Source organism: Agrobacterium sp. Azo12, assembly GCF_029193765.2.
Classification (GTDB): domain Bacteria; phylum Pseudomonadota; class Alphaproteobacteria; order Rhizobiales; family Rhizobiaceae; genus Agrobacterium.
Map to the genome: position 1 here is coordinate 3,142,943 of NZ_JARFYO020000001.1, position 16,834 is coordinate 3,159,776.

The 16,834-nt window shown below is 54.5% G+C and carries 16 protein-coding genes; 4 read left to right on the forward strand and 12 right to left on the reverse strand.

The features are described 5' to 3' along the window. Positions 1-353: 353 nt before the first annotated feature. From PYL13_RS14980 to PYL13_RS14995, 4 genes are all read right to left on the reverse strand, one after another. Positions 354-758, reverse strand: coding sequence for a hypothetical protein (locus PYL13_RS14980; protein WP_250982148.1), 405 nt, complete (start codon positions 756-758; stop codon positions 354-356). A gap of 96 nt (positions 759-854) precedes the next feature. Next, positions 855-1,058: a hypothetical protein gene (locus tag PYL13_RS14985; RefSeq protein WP_275641854.1), complete on the reverse strand. Its 204-nt coding sequence runs from the start codon at positions 1,056-1,058 to the stop codon at positions 855-857. A gap of 58 nt (positions 1,059-1,116) precedes the next feature. Next, positions 1,117-1,710: an RBBP9/YdeN family alpha/beta hydrolase gene (locus tag PYL13_RS14990; RefSeq protein ID WP_192488181.1), complete on the reverse strand. Its 594-nt coding sequence runs from the start codon at positions 1,708-1,710 to the stop codon at positions 1,117-1,119. A 40-nt stretch (positions 1,711-1,750) separates the two neighbouring features. Beyond that, complete coding sequence (locus PYL13_RS14995) at positions 1,751-1,933, reverse strand: hypothetical protein (RefSeq protein WP_250982424.1); 183 nt, start codon at positions 1,931-1,933, stop codon at positions 1,751-1,753. Positions 1,934-2,274: 341 nt separating this feature from the next. On the opposite strand from PYL13_RS14995, the gene PYL13_RS15000 reads away from it, so the two are divergent. Beyond that, entirely contained in the window at positions 2,275-2,805 is a 531-nt protein-coding gene (locus PYL13_RS15000) for a flavin reductase family protein (protein ID WP_275641855.1), read from the forward strand. A 16-nt stretch (positions 2,806-2,821) separates the two neighbouring features. Here the strand turns inward: PYL13_RS15000 and PYL13_RS15005 are convergent, their stop codons facing one another. From PYL13_RS15005 to PYL13_RS15040, 8 genes are all read right to left on the reverse strand, one after another. Further along, positions 2,822-3,268, reverse strand: coding sequence for an RrF2 family transcriptional regulator (locus PYL13_RS15005; RefSeq protein ID WP_192488178.1), 447 nt, complete (start codon positions 3,266-3,268; stop codon positions 2,822-2,824). Between the two features lie 165 nt (positions 3,269-3,433). After that, positions 3,434-4,603 (reverse strand): FMNH2-dependent alkanesulfonate monooxygenase, encoded by a 1,170-nt coding sequence (gene ssuD / locus PYL13_RS15010; RefSeq protein WP_275641856.1) that lies wholly within the window; start codon positions 4,601-4,603, stop codon positions 3,434-3,436. Between the two features lie 316 nt (positions 4,604-4,919). Next, the gene (locus PYL13_RS15015; protein ID WP_275641857.1) at positions 4,920-6,353 is read right to left on the reverse strand and encodes an FAD/NAD(P)-binding protein; all 1,434 of its coding nucleotides are present in this window, start codon (positions 6,351-6,353) and stop codon (positions 4,920-4,922) included. Between the two features lie 329 nt (positions 6,354-6,682). Beyond that, positions 6,683-7,729: a substrate-binding domain-containing protein gene (locus PYL13_RS15020; RefSeq protein WP_275641858.1), complete on the reverse strand. Its 1,047-nt coding sequence runs from the start codon at positions 7,727-7,729 to the stop codon at positions 6,683-6,685. Positions 7,730-8,000: 271 nt separating this feature from the next. Continuing rightward, positions 8,001-9,044 carry an L-glyceraldehyde 3-phosphate reductase gene (gene mgrA, locus PYL13_RS15025; RefSeq protein ID WP_275641859.1) on the reverse strand — a complete coding sequence of 348 codons (1,044 nt, stop codon included), beginning with the start codon at positions 9,042-9,044 and terminating at the stop codon, positions 8,001-8,003. Positions 9,045-9,119: 75 nt separating this feature from the next. After that, on the reverse strand, positions 9,120-10,382 hold the full coding sequence (locus PYL13_RS15030) for an SfnB family sulfur acquisition oxidoreductase (RefSeq protein WP_275641860.1): 1,263 nt from the start codon (positions 10,380-10,382) through the stop codon (positions 9,120-9,122). A gap of 10 nt (positions 10,383-10,392) precedes the next feature. After that, a complete protein-coding gene (locus tag PYL13_RS15035; protein ID WP_275641861.1) occupies positions 10,393-11,661 on the reverse strand; it encodes an SfnB family sulfur acquisition oxidoreductase in 1,269 nt (422 codons plus the stop codon). A 32-nt stretch (positions 11,662-11,693) separates the two neighbouring features. Further along, positions 11,694-13,091, reverse strand: coding sequence for an LLM class flavin-dependent oxidoreductase (locus tag PYL13_RS15040; protein ID WP_275641862.1), 1,398 nt, complete (start codon positions 13,089-13,091; stop codon positions 11,694-11,696). A gap of 344 nt (positions 13,092-13,435) precedes the next feature. Between PYL13_RS15040 and PYL13_RS15045 the strand changes: the two genes are divergently transcribed. The 3 genes from PYL13_RS15045 to PYL13_RS15055 are packed head-to-tail and all read left to right on the forward strand — an operon-like array spanning position 13,436 to position 16,834. Further along, positions 13,436-14,611, forward strand: coding sequence for an aminotransferase (locus PYL13_RS15045; protein WP_275641863.1), 1,176 nt, complete (start codon positions 13,436-13,438; stop codon positions 14,609-14,611). Further along, positions 14,608-16,026: an FAD-binding oxidoreductase gene (locus tag PYL13_RS15050; RefSeq protein ID WP_275641864.1), complete on the forward strand. Its 1,419-nt coding sequence runs from the start codon at positions 14,608-14,610 to the stop codon at positions 16,024-16,026. Before PYL13_RS15045 ends, PYL13_RS15050 begins: the two co-directional genes overlap by 4 nt. Before the next feature lie 10 nt (positions 16,027-16,036). Then, positions 16,037-16,834 (forward strand): MetQ/NlpA family ABC transporter substrate-binding protein, encoded by a 798-nt coding sequence (locus tag PYL13_RS15055; RefSeq protein ID WP_275641865.1) that lies wholly within the window; start codon positions 16,037-16,039, stop codon positions 16,832-16,834.

Sequence of the window (16,834 nt, forward strand, 5' to 3'; positions counted from 1 at the left end):
TCCCCCGAGGAACTGATGCCGAAATATACACTATTTCAATAGTTTTTATATTCGAGGCACCACATGCCCATTTTCCGATCACATCAGGAATGTAATTGCCATTTTTTCGATCAGAGAAGATCACATTATTCCGAGTGCCAGCCACTCGACAAAACGAAATCAAATGGCAAATCAACGCGAGCCGGCAATCAAGTTTTCCAATTGGAAATTTGGACATCGCGTTTTGGCAAACTATTGACCCTACCTCAAAATGCTGCCCCCGACACCGGTCTGGTATCGGGGGCAATCCAAGGAAGTCACGATGTCAATTGTACAGAACGGTGTTCGCAGACCTTATTGCGACAGTGGCATAACTATCTCAGACTGCCGTTATAGGAATGCCGCGAACGGTTCCAGTCAGCGGCATAGGCGGTGTCAAATGCAGGCGCAAAGGCCGGGTTCAATCTGCGCTTTCTGATCAGCAGGCTCATGATGCGCGCCGCTGTCGAAAAGCTCATTTCACCCAGTGGTCCATGACCCACCCACGGTTTGTTCAGACGTGCGACAACCGAGCCAACCAGGGCAGCCGGCACGATATCCGTGCAGGTACGCATGGCGTTGAAGACATCGGAAATCGGAATGTGAGAGTTTTCGAAGGCTACGAGGGGTTGGCCATCATAAGGCTCCCACTCTTCAAATTTCAAAACGGCTTCCCAGAACAGATAATGCAGGTCGATTGGGGCGTGGCCGTTAAAAAGCTCCGGTAGTTTGGATGTCATAACATTCTCCTCCGTTGAGTGCATATTGGTTGAAAATATGCGCAATCTTCCTTGGATCTTGGTGACAGGCAAAAACACTATAGACGGATAGCTCCTTTATGAAACCGTGTGGATCGTAAAAAACTGGTCGCCTTGTGGCGGGTGCACTGCGGGCCAGAACTGACCGGCATAATCGCGGGCGGCCTTTTCTGCGGCATCCCGGCTGGAGAGGTTTTTCAAGACATGGCTGCGATGCCCCAGTTGCAGCAACACCGTTTTACTTGGGTAATCATAGATAACCTGTAAATTGTCATGGCTCATTGAGATCCTCCATCTCATTGTTGCTAAACGACTTTCAGAGATACATGTTCCACCGGCATCAACAGCGTTGCACCTGGGGCTCATCAAAATCCAGATCGGCATATCTGCGTTTCTGTGCTTTGACCTTGCTGGCTAGGCCATCCAGCAGGCTGTAACCACTGGACCACCGGCCAAATCCGCTTGCGATATTTATGTGACCGGCCATCCCCAGATTGAGAATATTGGCCTGCCATTTTTCACCAACCGATGTCAGCCGATCTATCGGCATGTAATGGTCATTAAGGCTGCCAACCACGATGTTCGGAAACGGCAGACGCCCGTCATCCAGCCGTCCAAAAGAAATCGCGCCAGGATGCAATTCATCGGTCAACTCGGGGTCGCAGGGCGCAACAAGCAGCGCCGCCTTGACACGATTGGCAGAGGCGCGGGCCGCCAATTTGGCAGCCACCAGACACCCGAGACTATGCGCCACAATATAGGCCTCGCCCTCGCGCTCCAGCGCTTCTTCGACATTCGCCACCCAGCAATCAAGGCTGGGTTTGGACCAATCATCCTGCACGACGATGCTCGCGTCAGAATGGTCCTTCTGCCAGTACCACTGCCAATGCCCTTCATCAGATCCATTCAGTCCGGGAAGAATAAGCGTGCGCATGGCGTCCTCTTAATCAACAAGGTGACAACAGATCTTCATCTCAGTGCTCGCCCAACAGCCGCAGTTCTTTGCCCACTTCGCGCATTCTGCTGCGCAACTCGAAACCGGTTCCGTCGTCGATTTCGTAATCACCGAAGCAATGACGGGCATCATGCAAAAGCAAGCGGTCCTCAAGTTCGTTCTGCGTTCTGATCAATTTTGCAACACGGCGAAAAATGCCCATTTCCGAACTCCTTCGTCGAAAAATCATGCAATCAAAATTATACATAAATTTAGTAGACTAAAGGCACCACATGCCAAGATGCCAAATAGAAGGAGAAAAAACATCCGATAGTTATAGGAAAAATCCATATTCTAGATGAGGATTTCCGAAAAAGTTCTAAACCGTGGAATTTCATTTCGAGAATTTGAAATCCACAATCTCAACACAGCGTCGAAGCGGGTCGACTGACAATATTTTCTATAATATTGGTCAACAATGAAATTCTGTCGCTCATCAGTCCTGATCCGCGATGGTATATTTGCAAAATTGCAAGGGCATCTTCACCAGCCTTGGAGACCTATATGACTGCGACCGTGACTTATCTTCATAATCCGCTGGAAACACAGCTTACCCACCCCGACCAGCTAAAGTTTGCCATGCGCAATTTTGCCGGGGGCGTTTCCGTTATCACTGCGGGATCTGGAGATCAGCGCAATGGCGCAACCGTGACCTCGGCCACAGCCCTTTCCATGGATCCAGCATCGATGCTAATCAGCATCAATCGCTCATCGTCCATCTGGCCGGTTATCAGCCGGTTCAACCATTTCTGTGTGAACATTCTCTCGGCGCAGCAGCAGGATATTGCCAGCCGCTTTGCTGGTGTTGGCGGCCTCAAGGGCGTGCAGCGATACAGCAACGCCAGCTGGTCGACGCTCGAAAGTGGCGCGGCCGTACTGGAAGGCGCACTTGCCTCCATCGACTGTGCCGTCGAAGATGTAATTGAACGACATACCCACGCTATCGTTATCGGACGTGTGGTCGCTTTGGTGACTGGCCAAGGAGAGCCATTGGTTTATCACAATGGCCAGTATGGAAACATCGTCCCGATTTAACCTTGCAGGTTAAATCTCAAGCGTATGCGGCATCGTCGACACCCTTGCCGGTGTCGGCAGCAAACTGCTCCAATGTCGTGTTATCAAGGACTTCTGCCATAGCATCGCGCACTCGGCCCATGGACCGGCGCACCTGACAGTGCTCTGGATCTTCACAGTCCTCGCATGGCTCAAACGCCGTCTTGCTTGCACAACGTATCGGGGCCAGCGGCCCATCAAGGGTACGCACCACTTGGCCAATCAAAATCTCGGAAGCCGGTTTGGACAGGGAATATCCACCGCCTGGACCTTTTTTTGAACGCAGCATGCCTGCATTTCTCAGTTCCAGAAGAATCGTATCGAGGAATTTTTTAGGTATGTTGTTACGGCTGGCAATCTCATTGACAAATGCTGTCTGCCCCTCAGCAAGCCCGGCCAGATCAACCATGGCCTTCAAGCCGTATTTCCCTTTTTTCGTCAGCATCAACCGCTCTTTCACAATCACATCGCGGCGATAGATATGGGCAAAAACCGCGCTTAAGGCAACAGAGCGCACGCAATCTATTCGAGAGATTTAATCAAAATTACCCATGTCCGGTAGCCTGATGTGAACAGGCAACCGGGCAAGGCATTTAAGTGGTGCTTCGTCTCAGGAACCGGAGACGATTTTTACGTTGCCGCCGTGCCCACCGCCGCCAAAAACGCGATGTTCGCCAAACGACGAGCGAATCTGGTTGCGCGGTCCGCCAAGGCCGATTTCTGGAAACAGCAATTCAGAGACCCGATAAGCTTCCTCAAGATGCGGGTAACCAGAGGCGATGACCGTATCGATGCCGAGATCCTGGTATTCCCGAAGTCGGGCAGCGATGGTTTTGGGCGAACCGACAAGCGCTGTTCCGGCACCGGAGCGCACAAGACCGATACCGGCCCAAAGATTTGGCGACACCTCAAGCTTGTCACGGCGACCATTATGTAGTGCCACCATGCGTGCCTGCCCGACGGAATCGGAATTTTTGGCAAACACCTCCTGCGCTGCGGCAATGGTGTCGTCGGACAGTTTCGAAATCAGACGATCCGCAGCCTCCCACGCCTCTTCATCGGTTTCACGCACGATGAAGTGCAGTCGGATGCCAAAGCTGACATCGCGATTTTGCGCCGCCGCAGCCTTGCGCACCTTGGCAATTTTTTCCTCCACCAGATGAGGTGGTTCACCCCATGTCAGGTACTTATCGATAATGCCGGCGGAAAAATCGATTGCAGCATCCGAGGATCCGCCAAAATAGATTGGTGGACGTGGCTGCTGCACCGGTGGCAAGCCCAGTTGAGCGTGATGGGCCTGAATATACCGGCCATCAAGATGCGCCTTGCCGGTTTCAATCAGGTCATTAAACACCTGAAAAAACTCACCGGCATGATCGTAGCGCTCATCATGTGCTAAAAAAATACCGTCTCCAGCCAGTTCCTGCGCGCTGCCACCGACGACAATATTCAACAACAGCCTTCCATTGGAAACCCGGTCAAGCGTTGAAGCCAATCGTGCGTAGTAGGCAGGCGACGCCGTTCCCGGACGAATGGCAACGAGGAACTTTAGCTGTTCCGTATGCGCGGCCAGATCGGCAGCGAGAATGAAGGATTCCTCACAGGCAGCACCGGTCGGAATAAGCACGCCGGAATACCCCAGACGATCAACAGCCCGGGCAATCTCGCGGAAGTAACCGGGATCTGACTGCCGCGCCAGATCATCCGACCCAAGATAGGCGCCGTCACCGGAAGATGGAATGAACCAGAGAAAATCGAGTGGTTGATGAGGTTTTGCCATTGCTCAAGTCCCGTTTGATGATGTGACCACGAAAGCCCCATCGGACACATCATTCACGGCTTGCCAGACAATCAGCACCTCCGCGGAGAAGGGTCGAACTGAACTTTTCCAGTCCATTTCGATATTGGCCCCTCATTCGCCTCAACAATAATTATATCCATAGATTTTATAAGAAATACTATTCCAAAGATCCCACCGTTGATGAAGATTATCTCACGGTAGGTTCAAAGCGATGAAATTCCATCTTCAAAATCGCGGACTGGAGGAACCTGGCCCAGCCCGCCCTCATTGCCCACCAATAGGCTGTAAATCGTGGTCAGCCGGTACTGCTCAAAGACTGCTCTTGTTTGTCAAGATTGAGATAAGACGACAGCTGGCCGGCAACAAAAATCGCATGGTCCGTCACCTGCGGCAGCCCCATCAGCTCTCCAAATGTACCGCGCGCCAATGGCCCGGCAATGTACAGTCCCGGCACCGCCCTGCCCGTTTCATCAATCGCGATGGAGGCAGCATTACAGGCAATACCAAGGCCGGTGGCACAAGATGAGATCAGACCGTCCCGTTGCAGGGCGGCGAGGAACGGGATTGAATGCAGAACCTCGCCATGCGCGGGACCGGTGGTCACCGCGATCGCATCGAAAAGATAATCGGCCACTTCGCCTGTGACCTTCTCTTTCAGAGACACACGGAAGCCGGAATCCTCGGACGTAACGCCTTGAAGGGAAGCTGCTTTTATCGACAGCTGGCCGGCGGAAACTGCTTCGTCCAGCACTTTCTCGACCTGCGGCGCGACGCGAAAACGGTGAACATCCCAATATGGACGGGCCAGCCGGACAATGCGTCGCCTCTCCTTGGTTGGCAAAGCCTGCCAGATTTTTTGCCCCTGTGCGCGGATGGCATCGATGACCGCATGCCAACTGAAACCCGCCTTCTCCGCCTGCCTGATCGTGTCGCGGATCCGATGCACCAGCTCAGACGCGCGGACACTGGGTCTGGAGACAAAATCGCCGAACGCTTCCTGGGCGGTTGCCGAATGACCACGCGAACGCAACCCGCGCCGCGAGATTGAAACAATCGTTCCGTGATGCCCTTTATCTTTCAGGGTTGCGACGACATCGGCCGAGGTCAAGCCATTGCCGATGACAAGCACGCGGTCGTCCGGTTCGATCGGTTGAAGCGCATCAGGCTGCGTCACATCGGCAATCAGTTTTGGATGATCCTTGAGGCCGGCCAATGCAGCAGGCAGTGCCGGTGCCGGATGGCTAACCGCAATTGCAACGGCGTCAGCCAGCAGCACGCTGCCATCTTCGGCTTTCAACAGCCACTTTGTCCCGGATTTTCCGACGCCGGTTACGCTGGTTTGACGATGTTCGACAACACCCTGATCAAGATAGGGCTGGATTTCAGACGACACGTAATCGCCGAACGACGCGCGCTGCAAATAGGGCAATCCATCCGAGCCAAACGCATCCGCATCCTCTGCCAGAATGTTCCTGTTTGTTGCGAACCGCAGAAAACTCTCTGGATCGTCAGGGTAAAGCGTCATCTTACCGGCAGGCACATTGATGCGGTGTGCCGGTTCATGTGTGCTGTAGGCCAGGCCAGCACCCAGCTTTTCACGCGGCTCAAAGACCACCATGCGGACAGTGCCAACGACCGGGTAACGCCGGGCAAGATGGATTGCGAGTGCAGCTCCCGTAACACCGCCACCCACAATCGCAATAACCGGACAAAGAGACTTTTGAGGCATCACAAGCTCCGACAGTTATGGAAGATATATGCGGAGCGCAGCATAGCGCCATGCAATCGAGGTTTAAAAATACGCGCATCCGACGATTGGCGAAAGCGTGCCAGCCGATCAGATATCGTGTTAGCAAAGCCAGATAACAGGGTTTGCCCTCCTTCATTTTGGACACTCCAACACAATCGTCTCGGATAGTCTCGCGCAAATATATTCTATAAAATTAGTGCTATATATGCATTCCTCATTTGAAAGAGCAACCAAAATGGAAAACGGAAGCACCTGCCGCGATGCTTCCGTTCGATTGTCTGCGCAGAGCATGCTTGGGAGGAAGTTGCTCAGAAAGCGGCAGACGGAATCCACGAGGCGGTCGCCGCCGTGCTGGTAGAGAATGCCGGAATTTTAGCCGCCAGATCGTCAATCGTCGTCACACCTGCCTCACGCAATTGCTGCTGGGTCACCAAAACAGGATCGACGATAATCTGGTGCGGAACCTCTTCCCCGGCGATCTGCAGGGCTGCCGCGCGAATGGAGACAGCACCCACAACCGCCGGATTGGTGGCAGCGGTTGCTACCCAAGGGCTGCCCTCTTCAACGATTTCCTGAATATCGGCCGTAGAAATATCCGCCGAATAGATCTTGAGCTTGTCGCTGATGCCAAGATCGGCCGCAGCCAGTTTCACCCCGCGTGCAAATTCGTCATAGGGTGCGAATACAACTGAAATATCGGGATTGGCCTGAAACACCGCCTTGGCCTGATCAGCCGTTGAGGTCGCCGTTGTATCGCTGACATTGCCGAAACGGGCCTTTTCCACGATACCGGCATTTGCCGCCTTCACCTTGTCCCAAACCTCGTTGCGACGATCAAGCGGCGCAAAACCGGCGACATAGGCATAACCGGCATTAAAGCTGGTGCCATTATCCTTGATAGCCTGATCCAGCGCCAACTCTGCCAGCTTGTGGTCGGACTGCTCGACCTGCGGAATTTTCGGATTGTTGAGGTTCACGTCAAAGGCAACAACCTTGATGCCCTTATCGAGTGCCTGCTGTACGACATCCCCCAAAGATTCCGGCAGACCATGGTCAACCACAATACCCTGAACGCCGAGATTGATGGCCTGAAGAATTTGTTCGCGTTGTTCTGCGGCATTCTGGCGGCCCGGAAAGATACGCAGATCAACCTCAAGTGCCTTGGCCTGCGCTTCGGCCCCGGCCTGATAGGCCTGGAAAAAATCACCGGCTGAGATGTAGCTGATCAGGGCCAGTTTTACGCCACCTTTGTCGAAGGGAGCCGGTGCGCCCGTAAGGCCTTCCGCAGATGCCGAATGCACCAAAGCCAAAGAGGACAGAGCGGTAAATGCCAGAAAACGCAGAGTTGACGTCATGGTGTTCCCCTTGAAACGAGAAGGCCTTCAGCGGCCCCGGATGACGTCCATTATTCAAATAAATACACTTATTTTATAGATTTAATATTTATCAATTGGGGATCGGAAATAGATTTCTTTGCCATTTAACGTCAGATGTCGGCAAGTTTCTGCCCGGCTTTCCGGCACCGGCCAGGCGACGTGACCATCGTGAAAAACATCTGTCCCACTCAATAGAATACCCGGCGGATAACACGCCGGGTATTCTTGTAATCCTCACGATATGTGCCGGTCAGACGGCTTCATCATGCGATGGTTTTTCCCAAAGGTTGATACCACCTTCGACCGCATGACGATCAATCTCCGCCAGCTCCTCTGGTGTGAAAGAAAGGTTATTCAAGGCTGCCACGTTCTCCTCGATCTGCCTGGCCGAACTTGCGCCAATCAGGGCAGAGGTTACACGCGTGTCACGCAGAACCCAGGCAATGGCCAATTGCGCCAATGACTGGCCGCGCCGTGCGGCAATCTCGTTCAGTGCGCGAGCACGAATGATGTTTTCTTCCTTCAGATGTTCCGGCCGAAGGAAATCACCACCCGGCCGGTTCACGCGTGCATCCTGCGGAATGCCGTTCAGATATTTGTTGGTCAGCAAACCCTGAGCAAGCGGCGTAAAGGCAATGATACCAGCCCCGACATCCTCGACCGCATTCAGCAGGTCCTTTTCAACCCAGCGGTTAAACAGGTTATAGGCCGGCTGGTTGATCAGCAGCGGCACCTGCCTGTCGCGCAAATGAGCGGCGATCTCACGGGTCTTGGCACCGGAGTAAGAGGAGATACCAACATAAAGGGCTTTGCCCTGCCGTACGGCCTGGGCCAGCGCATCCGCGGTTTCTTCCAACGGCGTGTTCGCGTCATAGCGGTGCGAATAGAAGATATCGACGTAATCAACGCCAAGCCGCGAAAGGCTCTGATCAAGGCTGGACAGCAGCGCCTTTTTCGAACCGCCGCCACGACCATAAGGACCCGGCCACATATCCCAACCAGCTTTGGTCGAGATAATCAGCTCATCGCGGTAACCGCGAAAATCTTGCTTCAGAATACGCCGAAAATTGATCTCGGCACTTCCCGCTGGCGGACCATAATTATTGGCGAGGTCGAAATGGGTAATGCCCAGATCAAACGCCTTGAACAGGATGGAACGTTGCGTCTCAATGGTCGTCGTGTCACCGAAATTGTGCCACAGGCCAAAGGAAAGCGCAGGCAATTTCAGGCCGCTTCGCCCGACACGGCGAAACTGTGCATTATCATAACGTTTGGGATCAGGCAGATAACTCATGTCTTGGTTTCCTGTGGTCAAGCAAAAGCCGGGCGCAGAGAAACCCTACACCCGGCGGAACAAATGGCTCTGAAATCACAGAGCCCCATGTCTCGGCGGCAACTGGTCATTCAGATAAAAATTGCCGATATGGTGGTACTTCCAGCGAACCGGATCATGCAGGGAATGGGTTCTGGCATTGCGCCAGAAGCGATCCAGCCCGTAACTTTCCAGTGTTGAGCGTGCACCACCAAGCTCAATCAGCTTTGTTGCAGCAAGCTGCGCTACATCGGTGCCCAGCGCCTTGATCTCGGCAACGGCAATCGACGCCTCGGCAACCGTGCGCTCATTGGGATCGGCTGTAGCAACATCGAGAAAACGCCCCGCCCGTGCCAACAATGCGTCAGCCGCATGCACGCGGATTGTGACATCCCCCACCGCATGGATTGTATGCGGGTCCTCATAACCGTGCTCTATCGTCAGCTCAAAAAACGGTCGCGAATGTGCCCGAACATAGGAAATGGTTTCGGCGAGCGCACCACGCGCAATGCCAACCTGTACGGCGGCGTGGATGATCTGCGCAAAGGGCCCCATCGCCGTTGGCCGGTCAAACGGGTCATCATGATCAACGACCTGAGACGGTGTAATCTCGACATCGTCGAATGTCACAGTGCCACTGCCGGTGGAGCGCTGCCCGAAAGACGTCCAGTCGTCCACCAGATCAAGTCCGGGCGTCGCACGGTCAATGAAAACAATATGAATGCGGCCATTCGGCCCCTTGGCGACCGCCACGATAATGTGAGCAAAAAGCGAGCCGGTGGAATAGAATTTCTGTCCATTCAGCACCAGCTTGCCGCCCTTCTCAGCAAAATGCGTCTTGTAATCAACCGGCGTTTTGGTGCCGATTTCCGTGAAGGCATTGCCGAAGCGCTCACCATTCAACACACGCTGAAAATAGTGCCGTTTTTGCTCTTCAGAACCAGACAATCGCAACGCCTCGACCATGAAGAAATGGTTTTGCGGAATCTGTCCAATCGAGGAGTCCGCCGCAGAAATGATAGCCGTCACCTCGGCCAGCGTGACAGCAGAAACACCCGCACCACCATAGTCCTTGGGCACCGAAATTGCCCAGAGCCCACTCTGCGAATACCTTTCGATTTCTGCAATTGGCAAACGCCGTTCCCGATCCCGCTCAGCGGCACCGACAGCGAATTCCGCCGCCAATGTGTGGGCCACGGATATGGCCTCGGCATCATCACGGATGACGTGCGCATGGGTTCGCAGAGGTGGAATATGCGGTCCCGGGCGCCCCTTGGTCAGCGCAGCCTGGCGATGAAGCTGACGATCTGTCGTGGTCATCGGCGACACCTCAGTTCCAGGCATGGCGTGGCGGATGTTCGCCATTCAGATAATAATTGCCGACATGGTAGAACTTCCAGCGCACCGGATCATGCAGCGTGTGAACACGCGCATTGCGCCAATGGCGATCCAACCCGTGTTCGGCCAATGTCGAGCGCGTGCCGGCCAGTTCGAACAGCTTGTTGGTGGCGAGAATAGCAATCTCTGTTGTCAGAACCTTGGCCTCTCCAGTCTTGATCGTCGCTTCTGAAACAGTCTCAAGCGTGGTGTTGGCACGTCCAACATCAATGCTGCGACCGGCAATTTCCAGCAATGCTTCAGCTGCATGCAGCTTGATCTTCAGATCACCAATCGCCGCGATGGTGAACAGGTCTTCGCTGGCACTTTGTTTGCCGCTGTCGATCCACGGACGGCTGAATTTCTTGACGAAAGTGATGGTGTCTTCAATGGCGCCCCGCGCAATACCCACATCAATTGACGCCTGAATAATCTGCGACACCGGGCCACCAACCGTTGGATGATCAAAAGAGGTCACCTTGACGGCACGCACCTTCGGCACCCGCACATTCTCGATCTTGACTGAACCGGACGCCGTCGTACGCTGGCCAAAACTCGACCAGTTATTGGTCACGGTCAGGCCTGGCGCATCGCGCTCAGCAAACACCAGGAAGCCCTGCCCCTGCTCATCGACGCCAACAATCGGCACAACATGCGACAGCAGCGCACCGCTCGCGTAAAACTTCTCGCCCTGAACGATGACATCATCGCCGTCATGCACCACCTTGGTCTCGAAATCGGCAACCGTTTTGCTTTTCAATTCCGAAAAAGCATTACCGTAACGAAGCCCTTGCAGGGCCCAGCCAAAGAACAGCTCTTTCTGTTCTTCTGTGCCATCAAGATCAACCGTTGCCACAATGGCCAGATGGTTCTGGGTAATCTGCGCAATCGCCGGATCGGCAGTGGCAATGATTGAAATCACCTTGGCAAGCGTCGCATAGGACACCTCAGGTCCACCATAGGCGCGCGGTACATTGATGCTCCACAGACCACTTTGCGAATATTCATCCAGCTCGTTGATCGGCAGCAGGCCTTCACGGTCGCGCAAGGCTGCATCGACCTTGAAACGTGCAGCAAGGCGTTCTGCGATCTCAACGGCCTCGGCATCACTTTTGATAATATGCGCTGGCTCCGCAGGCCGTGGCCGTGGGGCAACCGGATCATTGGAATTGACGCGCGGATGGACGGAATAATCAATCTTGGTTTCTGAAACGGTACCCATGGTCATGCCTCATCGGGTTCGAATAATAGGAGTTAGATCGCAAGCCGGGTTTGCTGGCCGCGTTTAATGGCTTCAATATCGCGGTAATGTTCCCCCGGATGGTCGGATGGCAGGTAAGGCCCCTTGCCGAAAAGCTTTTCCCGTAATGTGCCGGGACGATAGGATGTGGGATAAACGCCGCGCTTTTGCAGTTCGGGAACGATGTATTGCACCACGTCCTCGAAACTGTCAGGCGTCACGGCGTAGGCAAGATTGAAACCGTCAACATCGGTGTCTTCGACCCACTCCTGCAATATGTCGGCAATCTGGCTCGGCGAACCGACAAACACCGGACCGAGCCCGCCAATGCCACCGAATTTCGCCAGCTCATCGATGGTCCAGGACTTGTCGCCGCCAGCAATGTGCTCAACGAAAGAATGGATCGCATTGGTTTCGACCTTCTGGATCACATCGGTTGGCGCATATTGCCCAAAGTCGATGCCACTCCAGCCGGACATGAACACCAGCGAACCGTCATAGGACACGTACTGCCGGTAGTCCTCGAATTTGGCCTTGGCCTTTTCTTCCGTCTCATCGGTGATGATGGTCAAAAGCGTGTAGATGCGCAACGCCTTGGGATCGCGTCCCGCTGCCGCTGCCTTTTGGCGGATTTCAGAGACATAAGCTTTGAGAACAGATTTGGTCGGCGCTGCCACAAACACACATTCGGCATGTTCGGCGGCAAACTTTTTGCCGGGGCCCGATGCACCGGCCTGATAAAGCACCGGTGTTCGCTGCGGTGATGGCTCCGTCAGCCCGTAACCGGGCACATCGAAATATTTGCCCTTGTGGCCAATCTCGTGAACCTTGGACGGATCGGTGAATATCCGGCCATCTCGGTCACGCCGCACAGAGCCTTCTTCCCAGCTGCCTTCCAGAAGTTTGTAAACAACCTCCAGATATTCGTTGGCGATATCATAGCGGTTGTCATGCCGCTGCAGCCCGGCCTGCCCGATATTTTTGGCACCGCTTTCCAGATAGGAGGTGACGATGTTCCAGCCGATACGCCCCTTGCTGTGGTGATCGGCGGTCGCAAGGCGACGTGCGAAAATATAGGGGTGCTCGAAGGAAGTGGAAGCCGTAATGCCAATGCCCAGATGCTCCGTTGCCAGTGCGATGGGTGCGGCAAGCTGCAACGGATCATTGACGGGGATTTGCGCCGCCTGCTGAATGGCGTGGAAATTCGAGCCCTTGTAGACATCGTAATAGCCAATGACATCGGCGATGAAGATGCCGTCAAAAATGCCGCGTTCCAGCGTTCGAGCGAGATCCTGCCAATAGTCCAAATCCTTGTATTTCCAGGATTTATCCTTGGGGTGAGCCCAAAGGCCGGGAGACTGGTGGCCGACGCAGTTCATATCGAAGGCATTGAAATGGATCGTTTTGCTCATTCTGGCCTCGTGCTCCGCCTGTAAAAGGCGTGTTCGCCTCGGGTGGTAAACTGGCCTCAAGCATCGCAGAGTGAAAAACCAAAGATAGTAATTCTATCTTTTTTATCGATTGCAAAGCGAAAGAATTTTCCGTCTTTTCCGCCTTCAACAAAAAAGCGTCGACACGGCTTTTAACCGCACACATCGGACCATTTTACCGCTCTCCGCAAATCAATTCACGACAGGTCGATTTCCGGAGCAAATCTTTCTCCAAACTCAAATCCAAACGCTTTAAAATACTTTGTTTATCTATTTTATGGATTTTAAGCTGGCCGGGATAAATCAAAAATACGGGGAATATCTCGGTGGTGAACTCGGTCTTCGGTGCAGCAGGCACATCGATATTTGAATCCATGTCGCGGCTGGCTGCAGAAACAGGCGCAATCAATCTGGGCCAGGGGTTTCCTGAAGGTTTTGAGCCTGCAGCACTTGTGGAAGCCGCGATCTCAGCATTGCGTGACGGACCCCACCAATATCCGCCGATGATGGGATTGCCTGTTCTACGTCAGGCGGTTGCTGACAACGCCAAACGGTTTTTCAATCTGGACATTGACTGGCAACGTGAAGTGCTTGTCACCTCAGGTGCGACCGAAGCGCTGGCCGACACATTCCTCGCTTTGCTTGAAACCGGTGACGAGGTCATTCTTTTCGAACCCGTATATGATGCCTATGCCACACTGATCCGTCGGGCGGGTGGCGTTGTCGTGCCTGTCAGGCTTTTGCCGCCCCATTGGGATCTGCCGCAGGACGCCCTGCAGAAAGCCATCACCAGCAAAACGAAACTGATCGTCGTCAACACGCCGATGAATCCGATCGGCAAGATTTTCTCACCCGAAGAGCTGCGTTTTCTCGGTGAGCTTGCCGTCAAACATGACCTCACCATTGTTTCCGATGAGGTCTACGAGCATCTGGTTTTTGACGGCCGCCCCTTCCATTCCCTGTTTGCGGTGGACGGTATTCGCGACCGTGTCGTCAGGATCGGTTCGGCTGGCAAAAGCTTTTCCGTCACCGGCTGGAAAGTCGGTTACGTGACGGCGTCGCCCAAACTACTGGAGCCGATCGCCAGAGCCCACCAATACGTTACCTTCACGACCCCGCCTGCCCTGCAAACCGCAGTGGCGACAGGACTGAACCTGCCCGACAGTTATTTCCTCGATCTGCGTCGCCAGTTGGCTGAGCGGCGGGACTTGCTAGTCGATGGCTTGCGTGACGCAGGTTTCGAAGTCGCCGATGCTCCAGCCACCTATTTTGTGGTCGCGGATATTTCCGCACTCGACACGGCCGTCGACGACCTTGCCTTTTGCCGCCGTCTGACGCTTGAAGCTGGCGTAACACCCGTGCCGATCTCGTCCTTTTACGGTAGCCGCGATGTGCGCAGCCATGTGCGGTTCTGCTTTGCCAAAAAAGCAGAGACCCTCGTGAATGCAGTCGAGCGCCTTGCGCTGTGGCGGCAGGGACATGCGGTAAAGGTCGCGTCATGAATCTGCATCTTACGCATCGCAGTTACGATGCGGCGATCGCTGAGTTGCAAAACCGTTTCGGTGCTGCGGCATCAACCGGCGCATCTGTTTTGGACCTGCATGCTGGCGATGAAAGCCACCATGCCCGGCAGCGCCCAGACATTGTTGTGCGACCGCAGAGCACACAAGACGTTGCCGAGATCGTCAAGATCGCGGGCAGACATCGCATTCCGATCACGGCTTTTGGTGCCGGTTCGGGGCTTGAAGGTGGCGCTATTCCCGTTCACGGCGGAATTTCACTGGATACAAGTGATCTCAACGAGATTGTTGAAATCCGCGCCGATGACATGATTGCACGGGTGGGTGCCGGCGTTCGCCGGCTCGACCTCAACCATGCCCTGCGTGACACCGGTCTGTTCTTTCCCGTTGATCCCGGCGCCAATGCGTCGATTGGTGGCATGGTATCGACCGGTGCCAGCGGCACCAATGCCGTGCGATATGGTGTTATGCGCGAAAACGTGCTCGGCCTGACCGTGGTGACGGCCAATGGCGATATCGTCAAAACGGGATCACTGGCGCGCAAATCATCCTCCGGGTACGATCTGACACGGCTGTTTGTCGGTTCCGAAGGCACACTTGGCATCGTCACCGAAGTTTTGTTGCGCCTGCATCCAATACCGGAGGCGAGATCTGCCCATGCCGGTTTTGCCACGCTGGCCGGTGCGGTCAATGCGGTCACCGATATCAAGCGCGCTGGCCTTTCCATCGGCCGTGTCGAACTGGTCGATCAACCCTTGGTCGACGTGATCAATCGCCGGGGAGAGTTGAGCCTTGTGCCATTGCCGACATTGTTTTTCGAGTTTCACGGCTCGGTCGCAGAAATCGACACATTGTCGGAGACCATTGAGCAGATCATCTCCGACAACGGCGGCACACCGCTGACATGGACGGACACGGCGCAGGACACCAAACTATTATGGGAAACCCGCCGCGATTGCCTGGCCTGGGCCAAGGCTGAACGGCCCGGCTCTCACTCCTGGCCAAGCGATGTATGCGTGCCAATCTCACGATTGGCAGAGGTAATCCTAGAAACACGACAGGATGTCGCCAGTTCCACCGCACCCGCCTTTATCGTCGGCCATGTGGGAGACGGCAATTTCCACTGCGTTTTCATGTTGCACGAGCACGAAGAAACAGAGGTGGCGAACTACGCGTCCCGCATCGTGCAACGGGCCATTGCAGCGGGCGGTACCGCCAGCGGTGAACACGGCATCGGGCTTGGCAAACGGCAGTACCTGCAAAGCGAACACGGCGCGGAAGCCATAGCGCTGATGCAGACGCTCAAAACCGCACTTGATCCCCTCGGCATTTTCAATTCCGGCAAGGTTCTTCCCGATGTCGGTCCATTTTCAAACACATCATCAGAACACCCATAAGGACCATTCCATGCGTTATAAATCATTTGTCGCCGGCACCGTTTCCGCACTGGCATTGCTTCTGGCAACCCATGCCACAGCACTTGCCGAAACCATCAAGCTTGGTGTCACGGCCGGCCCGCATGCCCAGATTGCCGAAGCGATCGTGCCCGTTGCCAAGGCCAAGGGCCTGGACATCCAGATCATCGAATTTTCTGACGGTGCACTGATCGACCCGGCGACCAATGACGGCGATCTCGATGCCAACGGTTTTCAGCACACACCTTATCTTGATCGTCAGAATGCCGACCGTGGACTGAACCTCGTGGCGGTTGGTGGCAAGACAGTGCTTTTGCCGATGGCCGGCTACTCCCACAAATACAAATCCGTGGCCGATCTGCCAGAGGGTGCGCAGGTCACCATTCCCAATGATCCGAGCAATGCCGGACGCGCCCTGAAACTGCTAGAAGCTGGCGGCCTCCTGAAGCTCACACCTGGCGTCACCTTCAACGCCACCGAACTGGACATCGTCGAAAACCCGAAGAAAATCAAGATCGTACCGCTTGAAACTGCTCAGCTGCCGCGCTCGCTCGAAGATGTTGATTTCTCCGTCATCACCTCGCATTTCGCACTCTCAGCCGGTCTCAACCCAAGCAAGGACAGCCTGCTGATTGAAGATCAGCTTTCTGAATATTTCTGCCTGATCGCTGTTGCCGAAAAGAACAAGGATGCGCCTTGGGTCAACACCCTGATCGAAGCCTACAAATCACCGGAAGTGAAAGCCTTCATCGACAAGAAGTTCGAAGGCAATGTGATCGCGGGCTGGTAA

What these genes read in the sequence shown, in the direction of transcription:
- PYL13_RS14980 (WP_250982148.1), bottom strand. Translation starts at nt 758, where the DNA reads ATGACATCCAAACTACCGGAGCTTTTTAACGGCCACGCCCCAATCGAC.
- PYL13_RS14985 (WP_275641854.1), bottom strand. Translation starts at nt 1,058, where the DNA reads ATGAGCCATGACAATTTACAGGTTATCTATGATTACCCAAGTAAAACG.
- PYL13_RS14990 (WP_192488181.1), bottom strand. Translation starts at nt 1,710, where the DNA reads ATGCGCACGCTTATTCTTCCCGGACTGAATGGATCTGATGAAGGGCAT.
- PYL13_RS14995 (WP_250982424.1), bottom strand. Translation starts at nt 1,933, where the DNA reads ATGGGCATTTTTCGCCGTGTTGCAAAATTGATCAGAACGCAGAACGAA.
- PYL13_RS15000 (WP_275641855.1), top strand. Translation starts at nt 2,275, where the DNA reads ATGACTGCGACCGTGACTTATCTTCATAATCCGCTGGAAACACAGCTT.
- PYL13_RS15005 (WP_192488178.1), bottom strand. Translation starts at nt 3,268, where the DNA reads ATGCTGACGAAAAAAGGGAAATACGGCTTGAAGGCCATGGTTGATCTG.
- ssuD (WP_275641856.1), bottom strand. Translation starts at nt 4,603, where the DNA reads ATGGCAAAACCTCATCAACCACTCGATTTTCTCTGGTTCATTCCATCT.
- PYL13_RS15015 (WP_275641857.1), bottom strand. Translation starts at nt 6,353, where the DNA reads ATGCCTCAAAAGTCTCTTTGTCCGGTTATTGCGATTGTGGGTGGCGGT.
- PYL13_RS15020 (WP_275641858.1), bottom strand. Translation starts at nt 7,729, where the DNA reads ATGACGTCAACTCTGCGTTTTCTGGCATTTACCGCTCTGTCCTCTTTG.
- mgrA (WP_275641859.1), bottom strand. Translation starts at nt 9,044, where the DNA reads ATGAGTTATCTGCCTGATCCCAAACGTTATGATAATGCACAGTTTCGC.
- PYL13_RS15030 (WP_275641860.1), bottom strand. Translation starts at nt 10,382, where the DNA reads ATGACCACGACAGATCGTCAGCTTCATCGCCAGGCTGCGCTGACCAAG.
- PYL13_RS15035 (WP_275641861.1), bottom strand. Translation starts at nt 11,661, where the DNA reads ATGGGTACCGTTTCAGAAACCAAGATTGATTATTCCGTCCATCCGCGC.
- PYL13_RS15040 (WP_275641862.1), bottom strand. Translation starts at nt 13,091, where the DNA reads ATGAGCAAAACGATCCATTTCAATGCCTTCGATATGAACTGCGTCGGC.
- PYL13_RS15050 (WP_275641864.1), top strand. Translation starts at nt 14,608, where the DNA reads ATGAATCTGCATCTTACGCATCGCAGTTACGATGCGGCGATCGCTGAG.
- PYL13_RS15055 (WP_275641865.1), top strand. Translation starts at nt 16,037, where the DNA reads ATGCGTTATAAATCATTTGTCGCCGGCACCGTTTCCGCACTGGCATTG.